Source organism: Seonamhaeicola sp. ABD4_340 (genome assembly GCF_056312135.1).
In genome coordinates, this window is sequence record NZ_CM149981.1 from 3287978 (window position 1) to 3301230 (window position 13253).

A 13253-nucleotide genomic window follows, 5' to 3' on the forward strand; every position below is an offset into this window, starting at 1 on the left:
TTTTTAAGGTATTTGTATTATACCCTACCTTTTAATGCATTAAATACCCATGCAATTGCAAAAAAGCCAACACCAACAGCGGCAAAACCATAGCCTGCTACCTCTTGGTATTTAAAAGCGCCTAATGCAATTAGTGCTAATCCTACAAAAATCATAATCCACGTTGCCCATGCTAACACGGTATTTTTATTCATTGCCATAATTTTTTAATCAAATTTAATTTAGAATAACAAATATCGGATTTTTAAACAAAAAAAGCATTCAAAATTTTGAATGCTTTATATATTAAATGGTTTTATTGTTATAACGAAATCATTGGTACTTCAATAAACAACACTTCAGAGCCCTGTAATGCATTGATTGTGAATTCTTTTGTTTTTGATGCACCAAAAGCATCTCTACTGCCTAATGTGGTATTATTTAATACTAATTCACCCGAAATATTCATAACATAAACACCATGCGCATCGCTTTTTAATTGATAAGTAAACGTAGTATCTTTGTCTAGATTTATACGTGACAATTTTGCATCTTGATGAATTTTTAAGCTTCCAGTATCATCATCATTAAACGATGTAACTAGTGTTTGAAGCTTGCCTTGTCTGTCTTCAGGGTTAAACGCTTTTTGATCGTAACGCGGTGTAACTCCTTGCTTTTCTGGAATTATCCATATTTGGAATAAACTCAAATATTCGTTATTCGAACCATTAATTTCAGAATGTTGCACACCTGTACCGGCACTCATAACTTGCACTTCATTTGGTACAACAGGTATCCATTCATCTCCCATATTATCTCGATGTTTTAACACACCTTTTAACGGAATGGTAATAATCTCCATATCGTTATGTGGGTGCGTACCAAAACCCATTTTTGGTGCAATAACATCATCATTTAAAACACGTAAAGCGCCAAAATTAATACGCTCTGGGTTAAACCAACCGGCAAAACTGAATGAATGATTGGCTTGTAACCATCCATGATTGGCAAATCCTCTAGTATCTGCTTTGTGTAATATAGTTTTCATAGCTTATGTATTATCTAATTTTATCTAAAAGACTACTTAATTGGTTTGCTTCTTCTGTGGTTAAATTTTCTAATAAATCTTCTTTCAAATCTTTGTCTATAGCACTTAAAAGTTTCAAACCCTTGTTTGTAATAGTTATATGCACCACACGCCTATCATTAGGGCATGGTAACCTATCAATTAAATGTTTAGCATATAATTTATCCATTAAACGTGTAGCGTTGGGTGCACGTTCAATCATACGTTCTTTAATGGTTTGTACTTTAATAGGCTTTGCTGCGCCACGTAAAATTCTTAAAATATTAAATTGCTGTGGCGAAATACCAAAGGGTTTAAAAAACTCATTTTGTTTACTATTTATCCAGTTAGCGGTATAAATAATGTTTATTAACGCCTTTACTTTGCTGCTCGTAAATTTAGAGTTGATATCTTTTGAAATATTTCCCATAATTGGCACTAATTTTTAAAGCGCGTTTTTTAAAGCAATAACTTGTGTTTTTAAATCATTATTTAAAGTTGAATTAGTTATTTGTCCGTTTGAAAAATTATCTCCAAATGAGGGTAAACTAAACTCAGCCACAATATTGCCACCCATAAACGGAAAACGCCCTTTTGCAACCTCTAAAACGGTGGCGCCACCTCTAGCTCCGGGTGATGTTGCCATTAAAAGCATGGGCTTATTGCTCCATAATTTTCCATCAATTCTAGACATCCAATCAAATAAATTTTTAAAAACCGTTGCATAGGCGCCATTGTGCTCTGCTAAAGACAAAACAATGCCGTCGGCCGATTGAATTTCACCTAAAAATAGGTGTGCGTTTTTTGGTATGCCGTGTTCTAATTCAAAATCAATACCATATAACGGCAACTCATAATTGTTTAAATCTAAAACCTTTACTTCAGCATCATCAACTAAGTTTGCTGCATATTCTGCTAATTGTTTGTTAATTGATGTTTTACTATTACTTCCTGCAAATGCTACTATTTTTTTCATATTGTGTGCTTTTTGTTATGCAAATTTATATAATTTTAATTTATATTCCAAGGAATATATTTCCTTAGAATATATTTTGTGAATTTATTAACATTGTTTTACATAAACATCTTCTTTTGTACTTTAGCGGGAAACAAAATGACTATGGACATTAACTTCAACAAAAACGAAGATCATAATAAACTTTTAGTATCAGAATTAAGAAAAAAACTTACCAAGGTAAAACTTGGTGGTGGTAAAAACCGTATTGAAAAGCTTCACGCTAAGGGAAAAATGAGTGCTAGAGAACGTATTGAGTATTTGTTAGATGACGATAGTAAAAGTATTGAAATAGCTGCTTTTGCTGGTGAAAATATGTATGCAGAACATGGTGGATGTCCGTCAGGTGGTGTAGTTGTTAAAATAGGCCACATTAAAGGTAAACAGTGTATTGTAGTAGCCAATGACGCCACAGTTAAAGCCGGTGCTTGGTTTCCTATTACAGGAAAAAAGAACTTACGAGCCCAAGAAATAGCTATTGAAAATAAATTACCTATTATTTATTTGGTAGATTCTGCCGGTGTGTATTTACCCATGCAAGATGAAATTTTTCCAGATAAAGAGCACTTTGGTCGTATTTTTAGAAACAACGCTATTATGAGTAGTATGGGTATAACACAAATTGCTGCGGTTATGGGCAGTTGTGTTGCTGGTGGCGCTTATTTACCCATTATGAGTGATGAAGCCCTAATTGTAGATAAAACAGGAAGTATTTTTTTGGCAGGAAGTTATTTGGTTAAAGCAGCTATTGGCGAAAGTATTGATAATGAAACTTTAGGCGGCGCTACAACACATTGCGAAATATCGGGTGTTACCGATTATAAAGCAAAAGATGATAAAGATGCTCTTGATAAAATTAAAAACATAGTTGATAAAATAGGTGATTTTGATAAAGCAGGTTTTAATAGAATTAAAGCTAGTAAACCCATAGAAAAACAAGAAGATATTTATGGAATTTTACCCAAAAGTCGCGCCGATCAATATAACATGTATGAAATTATAAAACGTTTGGTTGATAATTCTGAATTTGAAGAATATAAAGCCGGTTACGGGCAAACCATAATTACTTGTTATGCACGTATTGATGGTTGGGCAGTTGGTATAATTGCAAACCAACGCCAAATAGTAAAAACCACAGGCGCTAAAACAAAACCTGCCGAAATGCAATTTGGTGGCGTAATTTATAATGATAGTGCAGATAAAGCAACCAGGTTTATTGCCAATTGTAACCAAAAGAAAATTCCGTTGGTATTTTTACAAGATGTTACCGGTTTTATGGTTGGTAGTAAAAGCGAGCATAGTGGTATTATTAAAGATGGTGCTAAAATGGTAAATGCCGTTAGTAATTCGGTAGTGCCAAAATTCACTGTAGTTATTGGTAATAGTTATGGCGCAGGCAATTATGCCATGTGTGGTAAAGCTTATGATCCGCGCTTAATTGTTGCATGGCCTAGTGCAGAATTAGCGGTTATGAGTGGTAATAGTGCTGCAAAAGTATTGCTTCAAATTGAAAAAGCATCTTTAGAAAAACAAGGCGAAACTTTTACCAAAGAAAAAGAAGAAGCCCTATACAATAAAATAAAAGCCAGATACGATAACCAAGTATCACCATACTATGCTGCTGCTAGAATTTGGACGGACGCCATTATAGACCCCTTAGATACTAGAAAGTGGATTAGTATGGGTATAGAAGCCGCTAACCACGCTCCTATTGAAAAACCTTTTAATTTAGGCGTGTTACAAGTATAACCTATGAAAAAAAAGCCTCTACTTCTACTTCTTACAGCTCTTTTAATATTTATTTGTTATCAGGTTTATAATTTCTATTTAAACAATAATGATAATATTCAATCTATTTATTTAGTTCCTAAAGATGCTGTTTTTATTATAGAAACCCAAGAGCCTATTGATAATTGGGAAGCCATTACAAAAAGTGATACTTGGCTGCACCTTCAAAAAAACAGCTATTTTAAAAATCTAACAGAACATCTTAGTGCTGTTGATACTATTTTTAACAATCAGAAAGGGTTGTTAGAACGCATTGGAAATAGGGAACTTCTAATCTCTGCGCATGTTTTTTCGCCTAAAAAATATGATTTCTTTTATGTGGTTGACTTGCAGAAACTTTCAAAACTTAATTTAATTAAAAGTCATTTAAACACCTTTGTTAGCAGTAATTACAAAATAAACAAGCGTAAATATCATAACCATGAAATAACTGAAATTTATGATATTACAGAAAGAGAAACACTATACATAAGTTTCATAAAAAACCAATTAATAGCTTCGTACACCCACATTTTGGTTGAAGCAAGTATTGACCAATACATGGAACCTGAAATTGGTAGAAATCTAGATTATATTGAAGTTAAAAAGGAAATTGGCTATAGTGATATGTTCCGTTTGTATTTTCAGTATGAATATTTAGAAAACTACCTAAACGTATTTTCTAACAAACCAAATGATATAATATCAACTCTTGGCGCCAGTTTAAATTGGTCTGGTTTTCATTTTAATTTAAATAATAATTGCATAACAGCAAACGGCGTAACTAACACCAATGAAAACGCAACGGCATATTTAAAAGCCCTACAAAATTCTGGCAAAGGCAAGCGAAGTATTCCTGAAATTGCACCCAATGAAACGGCATTTTATTTAAGTTTTTCTTTTGATAGTTTTACTAAATTTTATGAGAATTTTGAAACCATTTTAAAAGAAGACCCTGAACAATTTAAAAGTTATTTAGATGGCACTGAAAGCGTAGAAAACCTTCTAGATATAGATTTAAAAATGGACTTTATGAGCTGGATTGATGATGAAATTGCCTTGTTACAACTTCCATCTTCGGTTTCCAATTCTAAAAAAAATATTGCATTAATTTTAAAAACTAATGATGTAGATGATGCCAAAGACCGCCTAAACTTTGTTTTAAAACAAATTAAAAAGAAAAGCCCTATAAAATTTAAAGACGTTAATTATAAAGGTTATGAAATTAACTTTATGTCTATAAAAGGGTTTTTCAAAATTTTATTAGGAAAACTGTTTAAAGATATTGAAAAGCCTTATTTCTCTATTATTGAAGATTATGTGGTATTTAGTAATGATCCCAATACCATAAAAACAATTATTGATAAATACAAAGCCAAAGAAACCTTAGAAAACTTTGAACCTTTTACTGATTTCAACTCTCAATTTGACAAAAGCTCAAGTATTTTTGCTTTTGTAAATACGCCTACACTATACAATACTATTTATGATTTTTTAGACTATAATAAAAAACAAGATTTAAAAGCCAACAAAGCGTATTTTATTTGTTTCCCGCAGATAGGTTTTCAATTTAGTCCAGATGATGAGCTATTTGATAGCAAGCTAATTATTAATTATGAAAACCCTGAAATAGTTAAAACTAAATACACTGTAAAGCAAAGTGTTAATGAAGTAATTAGCAAACCTAAAAAATCATCAATAATTATAGATGCACCAAATAAATCTACTTTAAATGAAGATACTATTTTCAACGTTCCTGAAATTTACCCCAGTGATTTAACAGCCAATGAGTATATAAAAACCTATAAAAATCGCAGCGTTAAAATAAGTGTTCAACTAAAAGATGGTGTAAAACATGGTAAGTACAAAGAATACTATGAAAATGGCGTTTTAAAAATTTCTGGTAAGTATAAAGACAATAAACAAAAAGGCACTTGGAGAGCATATGATAAAGACGAAAAACTCATTTTTAAGAAGTCTTTTTAAACTTTTATGTTAGGCAAATAAAACAAAAAAACGCAACTCATTAGAGTTGCGTTTTTTACTTATTTTATATTGAATTTTGTGAATTACTTCACTTCTTCAAAATCAACGTCTTCAACGTCACTTCCTTCATTAGCGTTTCCGCCTGCTGCACCAGCATCTGGTCCTGGTTGAGCACCACCAGCTTGTTGTGCTTCAGCTTGTGCTTTATACATTTCTTCAGAAGCCACTTTCCAAGCTTCGTTCATTTTTTCTAAAGCAGGTTCAATTGTAGCAACATCTTTAGTTTCGTAAGCTTTTTTCAACTCTTCTAAAGCTGCTTGAATTGGTTGTTTTTTATCATCAGATAATTTATCACCAAACTCTTCTAATTGTTTTTCTGTTTGGAAAATCATAGAATCTGCTTCATTTAATTTTTTAGCAGACTCTGCCGCTTTAGCATCTGCTTCAGCATTAGCTTCAGCATCTGCTTTCATTTTTTGAATTTCTTCTTCAGTTAATCCAGAAGATGCTTCAATTCTAATATCCTGTTTTTTACCTGTTGCTTTATCTTCAGCAGATACTTTTATAATACCGTTGGCATCAATATCAAATGTTACTTCAATTTGCGGTGTACCACGTCTTGCTGGTGGAATACCATCTAAGTGAAAACGCCCAATGGTTTTGTTATCTGCGGCCATTGGTCTTTCTCCTTGTAACACATGTATTTCAACAGATGGCTGATTATCGGCAGCTGTAGAGAATACTTGCGATTTTTTGGTAGGAATGGTTGTATTTGCTTCAATTAATTTTGTAAATACGTTACCCATAGTTTCAATACCTAAAGATAATGGTGTTACATCTAAAAGTAATACATCTTTAACATCGCCTGTTAAAACACCACCTTGAATACCAGCTCCTAAAGATACTACTTCATCTGGGTTTACACCTTTACTTGGCGCTTTACCAAAGAAATTTTCAACAGCTTTTTGTACTGCAGGAATACGTGTTGAACCACCTACTAAAATAATTTCATCAATATCACTTTTGCTTAAACCGGCTGCTTTTAATGCAGACTCACAAGGCTCTATTGTACGTTTTACTAAATCATCAATTAATTGCTCAAATTTGCTACGTGTTAATGTGCGTACTAAGTGTTTTGGCCCGCTTGCTGTGGCTGTAATGTATGGCAAATTAATTTCAGTTTGTTCAGAAGATGATAACTCTATCTTTGCTTTTTCAGCAGCTTCTTTTAAACGTTGAAGCGACATAGGATCTTGTCTTAAATCCATGTTTTCTTCAGCGTTAAATTCTTCAGCTAACCAATTAATAATTTTATCATCAACATCATCACCACCTAAGTGTGTATCACCATCTGTTGATAATACTTCAAAAACGCCATCGCCTAATTCTAAAATTGATACATCGTGTGTACCACCACCAAAATCAAAAACCACTATTTTTTGGTCAGATCCTTTTTTATCTAAGCCATAAGCTAATGCTGCTGCAGTAGGCTCGTTTATAATACGTTCTACTTTTAATCCAGCAATCTCACCAGCTTCTTTAGTTGCCTGACGTTGACTGTCATTAAAATAAGCTGGTACAGTAATTACTGCTCTACTTACATCTGCACCTAAATAATCTTCGGCTGTTTTCTTCATTTTTTGAAGAATCATAGCACTTAATTCTTGTGGCGTATATAATCTGCCATCAATATCAACTCTAGGAGTGTCATTATCACCTTTTACTACTTTATAAGGTACGCGTTCTGCTTCGTTTTTAGACTCAGAATATTTATTACCCATAAAACGTTTAATAGAATAAACTGTTTTTGTAGGGTTTGTTACCGCTTGTCTTTTAGCAGGATCACCAACTTTAATCTCACCGCCTTCAACAAATGCAATTACAGATGGCGTAGTACGTTTCCCTTCTGCGTTTGGGATTACTACAGGATCATTTCCTTCCATTACTGAAACGCAAGAGTTGGTTGTTCCTAAATCTATTCCAATAATTTTACTCATAATATGTTATACTTTATTGTGTTGAATGTTCTTTTTAATGTTCGGTTTAATGTAGTCAATCTTTATGCCAACAAAAAAATACTGACACAGTGTCATAATTAACAAATTGTAAACTACACTTTAGCTTAAGTTTATTGTAATGTTAACAAGCTAATTATTAATAACTTTAGCTTATTATTAACTACTTCTATTTTAATGTTTGCTTAAAAAGAAGCTTTAATTAAACTTTTAAATTGCTACTTTTAAATAGTTGTTTTATTATGAAACCTAAATATGCCACTAATTTTTTTAGTAATTTAAATGTAGTTAAGCTTTACCTTAAGTATTTTAAGTATAATTTTAGAACCGTATCTAAAGGAAAAGTATACAAAAGTGGTGTAATTAATCCCAATAAAATTGTAGATTTTTTAAACGAACACAATATTAAAAGCGTAGTAGATTTAAGGCTTCCGGGAACTACTGATTTAAAAAATAATCCTGAAATTACTACTGAAGTTAATGCCGAAAAAGCAGCCTTAGAAAAAACCGACACAATTACCTATTTTTACAATGGTACTGCACAAGTACCCAAAAAGAAACAAGTAAAATCGTTTTTAAATATAATGGATAACCCCAATAATTATCCGGTTTTAATACATTGTCACCATGGCGTAGGGCGAGCTAAATTATTTTCGGCATTATATAGAATAGAATATGAAGGCTGGAGCAATGAAAAGGCCAGAAAAAAAACAAGATTGCTAACAAAATGGAGCTCTTTTGCCATAGGAAAAGCTAAAGGTGATTTTTTAAATAATTACACAAAACGTACTGACCAACAACCTGCTGTAATTAAATTAAAAGTTAAAAAGAAAAAACCATTTAGAGTGGCAACTTAACCCTACTAAAAGTCTTCAGTAATTATAACTAAATACATAAAAAAACAATTTATATTTGCCCAAACTATAACGTTTTCGTGAATATGGAATGTATCTCTGTTTTTGATATGTTAAAAATTGGCGTTGGCCCCTCAAGCTCACATACTTTAGGGCCTTGGCGTGCTGCCGAACGCTGGATAAATAAATTAAAAGATACCAATAAGTTTCATTTAGTTGAAAAAATCACAGTTAATTTGTACGGCTCGTTATCTTTAACAGGAAAAGGGCATGCCACAGATTTTGCTGTTATGCTTGGGCTTAGTGGCGAAAACCCTGAAACCATAAACACCACAAAAATAAAAACAATTATAAATGCTATTAATACAAACAAAACAATATTGTTTGCAGCTGAAAAACCAATAGCTTTTAACCCAGAAACCGATATTATTTTTAATAAAGAATTTCTGCCTTTTCATGCAAATGGCATGAGTTTTACAGCCCTAATTAATGGAAGAAAATTCACAAAAAAATACTACTCTATTGGTGGTGGTTTTGTAGTAAAAAAGAAACGAAAAAACGCCAAAAAGAATTTTGAAATAAAATGTACATTCCCATACCCGGTTGAAAAAGGCACTGAGTTATTAGCGTTTTGCAAGGCATTAAATATGTCTGTTTCTCAAGTTGTTTTAGAAAACGAAAAATCAATTAGAACCGAAACTGAAATTAACTACAAATTAAAACGTATTTGGAATGTTATGCTAGATAGCATGTATACCGGCTGCCACACCGAAGGCATATTACCTGGAGGTTTAAACGTAAAACGAAGAGCCTATGACATGCACTGTAAATTAATAGGCAATAAACCATATGCAAATGCTACAGAATGGATTTATAGCATTAGAGATACCGAGGTTAAATTCCGCCAGATAATAAAATGGGTAAGCTGTTTTGCCTTAGCTGTTAACGAAGTTAATGCCTCACTTGGGCGTGTAGTTACTGCTCCCACAAATGGAAGTGCTGGGGTTATTCCTGCAGTTTTAATGTATTATTTAGTAATTGAAAATCACGATGGAAATTTTGAAGACATTAAAAAATTTCTACTTGTTGCTGGCGAAATTGGCAGTATTTTTAAAAAAGGTGCTACTATTAGTGCCGCAATGGGTGGCTGTCAAGCAGAAATTGGTGTATCATCTGCCATGGCCGCAGGTGCGCTTTGCGAACTTTTAGGCGGTACACCAGAACAAGTTTTAATTGCTGCCGAAATTGCTATGGAACACCATTTAGGCTTAACCTGCGACCCTATTGGAGGCCTCGTACAAATACCTTGTATTGAACGCAATGCCATGGGTGCCATTAAAGCTATAAATGCGGCAGAATTAGCGCTTGACACCAACCCAGAAAATGCCAAAGTACCTTTAGATAAAGTGGTTTCTACCATGTGGGAAACTGCTAAAGATATGAATACCAAATACAAAGAAACCAGTGAAGGTGGTTTAGCTATTGGTGTTCATTTAAGCGATTGCTAAACACCTAAACATATTATAATTTAAAGGCTTTACAGTTAAATTTACTACATTTACAACCAAATTAATTACTAAACTAAAACAAATGTCTACTGCAAAAAAAGAATATAAGCGCGTTACCGTAAAATCATTGGTTGATATGAAACGAACCAACGAAAAAATATCAATGCTAACAGCTTATGATTATACAATGGCAAAAATTGTTGATGGCGCAGGGGTAGATGTTATTTTAGTTGGTGATTCTGCTAGTAATGTTATGGCAGGTCATGAAACTACACTACCAATTACTTTAGACCAAATGATTTATCATGCATCATCAGTAATTAGAGCTATTGACAGAGCTTTAGTAGTGGTAGATTTACCATTTGGAAGTTACCAAAGTGACCCCAAAGAAGCCTTGCGTTCTGCCATTAGAATTATGAAAGAAAGTGGTGCCCATTCTGTAAAACTTGAAGGCGGTAAAGAGGTTAAAGATTCTATTAAACGTATTCTGCACGCTGGTATTCCTGTTATGGGCCATCTTGGTTTAACACCACAATCTATTTATAAATTTGGCACTTATACTGTTAGAGCTAAAGAAGAAGAAGAAGCAGAAAGACTTATTGAAGACGCCAAAATGCTTGAACGTATTGGCTGTTTTGCTATTGTTTTAGAAAAAATACCTGCTTCGCTTGCTAAAAAAGTAGCCCAAAGTGTAAGCATTCCCATTATTGGTATTGGTGCTGGCCCACATGTAGATGGACAAGTACTTGTTTTACATGATATGCTTGGCATGACACACGAGTTTAATCCGCGTTTTTTACGCAGGTATTTAAACTTATATGAAGACATGACAAACGCTATGAAACAATATGTAGCTGATGTTAAAAGTGTTGATTTTCCTAATGAAGAGGAACAATACTAAAACTATTAATTGTTTGGTGCTTGTTTATAATTTATAATAATCTGTGCAATTAGTGTCTAATAAAGTTTTATCAAATAAAGGCAATCTTCAAGTTATTTATGAAGACAACCACATTATTATTGTAAATAAACGTGCCGGTGATATTGTACAAGGAGATAAAACAGGCGATACACCTTTAAGTGATGTTGTTAAAAGCTATATTAAAAATAAATACAATAAACCTGGCAATGTATTTTTAGGCACTGTACATCGTTTAGATAGGCCAACTACTGGTATTGTAATTTTTGCTAAAACAAGTAAAGCTTTAACACGGTTAAATAAATTGTTTATTTCAAAAGATATAGATAAAACGTATTGGGCTGTGGTTAATAATGAACCTTCAAAACCTAAAGGCACACTTATTAACTGGCTAAAAAAGAACCCAAAAAACAATAAATCTTACGCCCACAACAGTGAAATAAAAGATAGTAAAAAAGCCATTCTTCATTATAAATTATTAAAAAAACTAGATAATTATTGCTTACTTGAGGTTAATTTAGAAACAGGAAGGCATCATCAAATTAGATGTCAGCTTTCAAATATTGGTTGCATTATTAAAGGCGATTTAAAATACGGTGCACAACGCAGTAATAAAGATGCCAGCATACACCTACATGCCAAACAAATTCAGTTTGAACATCCTGTTTCAAAAGAAAATATAAAAGTAACAGCTCCTTTACCTAATGACGCTATTTGGGCTGCTTGTTCTAACTAATTTCTTATATTTAAAGAAAAAGTTTTAATGAACATTCCAGAAATAATCAGTGCGCAAAAAGCATTTTTCAAAACCCAAAAAACTAAAAATCTTGTTTATAGGCTACAATTATTAAAAGCTTTAAAAGCTGAAATAATTGCTAATGAGCAAAACATTTATACTGCACTGAATAACGACTTTAAAAAACCAAAATTTGAAAGCTTTTTAAGTGAGTTTGGTTTGGTAATTTCGGCACTAAACCTAAGCATAAAAAACTTAAAAAAATGGGCTAAACCACAACGGGTTAAGGCTTCAATACTTATGTTTCCTTCAAAAGATTATATTTACAATGAACCTTACGGAACTGTACTTGTAATTGGCCCCTGGAACTACCCTTTCTTACTAGCCTTAGAGCCACTAATAATGGCCATTGCTGCTGGAAATACCGTTGTTTTAAAACCCAGTGAACTTACTGAAAACACTTCAAACTTAATTGAAAAAATTATAGTAAAAGTTTTTCCTGAAACTGTAGTTAAAACGATACTAGGCGGCGTTGATACTTCTACAGAATTACTTGCCCAAAGATGGGATTATATTTTTTTTACCGGCAGCGTGCCTGTTGGCAAAATTGTAGCCAAAGCAGCGGCTAAACATTTAACGCCTGTTACTTTAGAATTGGGTGGAAAATCGCCTTGTATTGTTGATGAGACCGTTAATTTAAAATTGGCTGCTAAACGCATTGTTTGGGGTAAATTTTTAAATGGTGGGCAAACATGTGTAGCTGCAGATTATGCCATTGTACATAAAACTATTAAAAATGATTTTGTTGAAGCTATTAAAAATGAAATTAATAAAGCATATGGTGAAAATATAGAAACATCAAAAGATTACCCACTAATTATAAACGAAAAAAACACGAAAAGGTTAGCAAAAATGTTACTAGGTGCTAACATACTTTACGGAGGCAATGTTATAACTACAAAATGTTTTATATCACCTACTTTAGTAGCTGTTAATGATGTTAACTCAGCTTTAATGAAAGACGAAATTTTTGGTCCAATACTTCCTATTTTAACTTATGAAACAGAAGTTGATATTGAAAACATTATTTGGCATTATGAAAAACCACTTGCCTTTTATATTTTTTCAAACAACAAAAAATTTGTAGAAAATAGTATTAAAAAGTTTGCTTTTGGCGGTGGTGTAGTTAACGATTTACTTATTCATTTAGCCAACCATAAATTACCCTTTGGCGGTGTTGGCCATAGTGGTATTGGTGCTTATCATGGCAAGTATGGTTTTGATACGTTTACACATAAAAAAGCTATTGTAAAACGTAGTAATTGGATTGATCCGCCTGTGCGATACGCACCATATACAACTAAAAAATTTAAGCTTTTAAAAACGATGTTTAAATGGTTTGGTTAAT

Annotated in this window: 12 protein-coding genes; 7 read left to right on the forward strand and 5 right to left on the reverse strand. The window is 32.8% G+C overall.

The genetic code is table 11. The annotated features are described in order from the left end of the window. Positions 1 to 17: 17 nt before the first annotated feature. From ACYX4H_RS14210 to ACYX4H_RS14225, 4 genes are all read right to left on the reverse strand, one after another. The gene (locus tag ACYX4H_RS14210; RefSeq protein WP_186826874.1) at positions 18 to 194 is read right to left on the reverse strand and encodes a CAL67264 family membrane protein; all 177 of its coding nucleotides are present in this window, start codon (positions 192 to 194) and stop codon (positions 18 to 20) included. 107 nt (positions 195 to 301) lie between these two features. Beyond that, a complete protein-coding gene (locus ACYX4H_RS14215; protein WP_476236934.1) occupies positions 302 to 1027 on the reverse strand; it encodes a pirin family protein in 726 nt (241 codons plus the stop codon). 10 nt (positions 1028 to 1037) lie between these two features. After that, the gene (locus ACYX4H_RS14220; RefSeq protein WP_475296500.1) at positions 1038 to 1475 is read right to left on the reverse strand and encodes a MarR family winged helix-turn-helix transcriptional regulator; all 438 of its coding nucleotides are present in this window, start codon (positions 1473 to 1475) and stop codon (positions 1038 to 1040) included. A gap of 15 nt (positions 1476 to 1490) precedes the next feature. Continuing rightward, positions 1491 to 2021 (reverse strand): NADPH-dependent FMN reductase, encoded by a 531-nt coding sequence (locus tag ACYX4H_RS14225; protein ID WP_476236935.1) that lies wholly within the window; start codon positions 2019 to 2021, stop codon positions 1491 to 1493. 144 nt (positions 2022 to 2165) lie between these two features. Between ACYX4H_RS14225 and ACYX4H_RS14230 the strand changes: the two genes are divergently transcribed. Next, on the forward strand, positions 2166 to 3809 hold the full coding sequence (locus ACYX4H_RS14230; RefSeq protein ID WP_476238668.1) for an acyl-CoA carboxylase subunit beta: 1644 nt from the start codon (positions 2166 to 2168) through the stop codon (positions 3807 to 3809). Between the two features lie 3 nt (positions 3810 to 3812). Then, a complete protein-coding gene (locus ACYX4H_RS14235) occupies positions 3813 to 5813 on the forward strand; it encodes a toxin-antitoxin system YwqK family antitoxin (protein WP_476236936.1) in 2001 nt (666 codons plus the stop codon). Positions 5814 to 5896: 83 nt separating this feature from the next. Here the strand turns inward: ACYX4H_RS14235 and dnaK are convergent, their stop codons facing one another. After that, the gene (gene dnaK, locus ACYX4H_RS14240; RefSeq protein WP_476236937.1) at positions 5897 to 7810 is read right to left on the reverse strand and encodes a molecular chaperone DnaK; all 1914 of its coding nucleotides are present in this window, start codon (positions 7808 to 7810) and stop codon (positions 5897 to 5899) included. Positions 7811 to 8070: 260 nt separating this feature from the next. Here dnaK and ACYX4H_RS14245 point away from each other — a divergent pair, with 260 nt between their 5' ends. The 5 genes from ACYX4H_RS14245 (at position 8071) to ACYX4H_RS14265 (ending at position 13252) form a co-directional block, all read left to right on the forward strand. After that, positions 8071 to 8685 (forward strand): dual specificity protein phosphatase family protein, encoded by a 615-nt coding sequence (locus tag ACYX4H_RS14245; protein WP_476236938.1) that lies wholly within the window; start codon positions 8071 to 8073, stop codon positions 8683 to 8685. Positions 8686 to 8768: 83 nt separating this feature from the next. Beyond that, positions 8769 to 10190: an L-serine ammonia-lyase gene (locus ACYX4H_RS14250; protein WP_476236939.1), complete on the forward strand. Its 1422-nt coding sequence runs from the start codon at positions 8769 to 8771 to the stop codon at positions 10188 to 10190. Between the two features lie 82 nt (positions 10191 to 10272). Beyond that, on the forward strand, positions 10273 to 11091 hold the full coding sequence (panB, locus tag ACYX4H_RS14255; protein ID WP_476236940.1) for a 3-methyl-2-oxobutanoate hydroxymethyltransferase: 819 nt from the start codon (positions 10273 to 10275) through the stop codon (positions 11089 to 11091). 52 nt (positions 11092 to 11143) lie between these two features. Then, positions 11144 to 11845, forward strand: coding sequence for an RluA family pseudouridine synthase (locus ACYX4H_RS14260; RefSeq protein WP_476236941.1), 702 nt, complete (start codon positions 11144 to 11146; stop codon positions 11843 to 11845). A gap of 27 nt (positions 11846 to 11872) precedes the next feature. Beyond that, on the forward strand, positions 11873 to 13252 hold the full coding sequence (locus ACYX4H_RS14265) for an aldehyde dehydrogenase (protein ID WP_476236942.1): 1380 nt from the start codon (positions 11873 to 11875) through the stop codon (positions 13250 to 13252). The last annotated feature ends 1 nt before the right edge of the window (position 13253 follow it).

Coding starts and splice junctions, on each gene's coding strand:
- ACYX4H_RS14210 (WP_186826874.1), bottom strand. CDS start 194: ATGAATAAAAATACCGTGTTAGCATGGGCAACGTGGATTATGATTTTT.
- ACYX4H_RS14215 (WP_476236934.1), bottom strand. CDS start 1,027: ATGAAAACTATATTACACAAAGCAGATACTAGAGGATTTGCCAATCAT.
- ACYX4H_RS14220 (WP_475296500.1), bottom strand. CDS start 1,475: ATGGGAAATATTTCAAAAGATATCAACTCTAAATTTACGAGCAGCAAA.
- ACYX4H_RS14225 (WP_476236935.1), bottom strand. CDS start 2,021: ATGAAAAAAATAGTAGCATTTGCAGGAAGTAATAGTAAAACATCAATT.
- ACYX4H_RS14230 (WP_476238668.1), top strand. CDS start 2,166: ATGGACATTAACTTCAACAAAAACGAAGATCATAATAAACTTTTAGTA.
- ACYX4H_RS14235 (WP_476236936.1), top strand. CDS start 3,813: ATGAAAAAAAAGCCTCTACTTCTACTTCTTACAGCTCTTTTAATATTT.
- dnaK (WP_476236937.1), bottom strand. CDS start 7,810: ATGAGTAAAATTATTGGAATAGATTTAGGAACAACCAACTCTTGCGTT.
- ACYX4H_RS14245 (WP_476236938.1), top strand. CDS start 8,071: ATGAAACCTAAATATGCCACTAATTTTTTTAGTAATTTAAATGTAGTT.
- ACYX4H_RS14250 (WP_476236939.1), top strand. CDS start 8,769: ATGGAATGTATCTCTGTTTTTGATATGTTAAAAATTGGCGTTGGCCCC.
- panB (WP_476236940.1), top strand. CDS start 10,273: ATGTCTACTGCAAAAAAAGAATATAAGCGCGTTACCGTAAAATCATTG.
- ACYX4H_RS14265 (WP_476236942.1), top strand. CDS start 11,873: ATGAACATTCCAGAAATAATCAGTGCGCAAAAAGCATTTTTCAAAACC.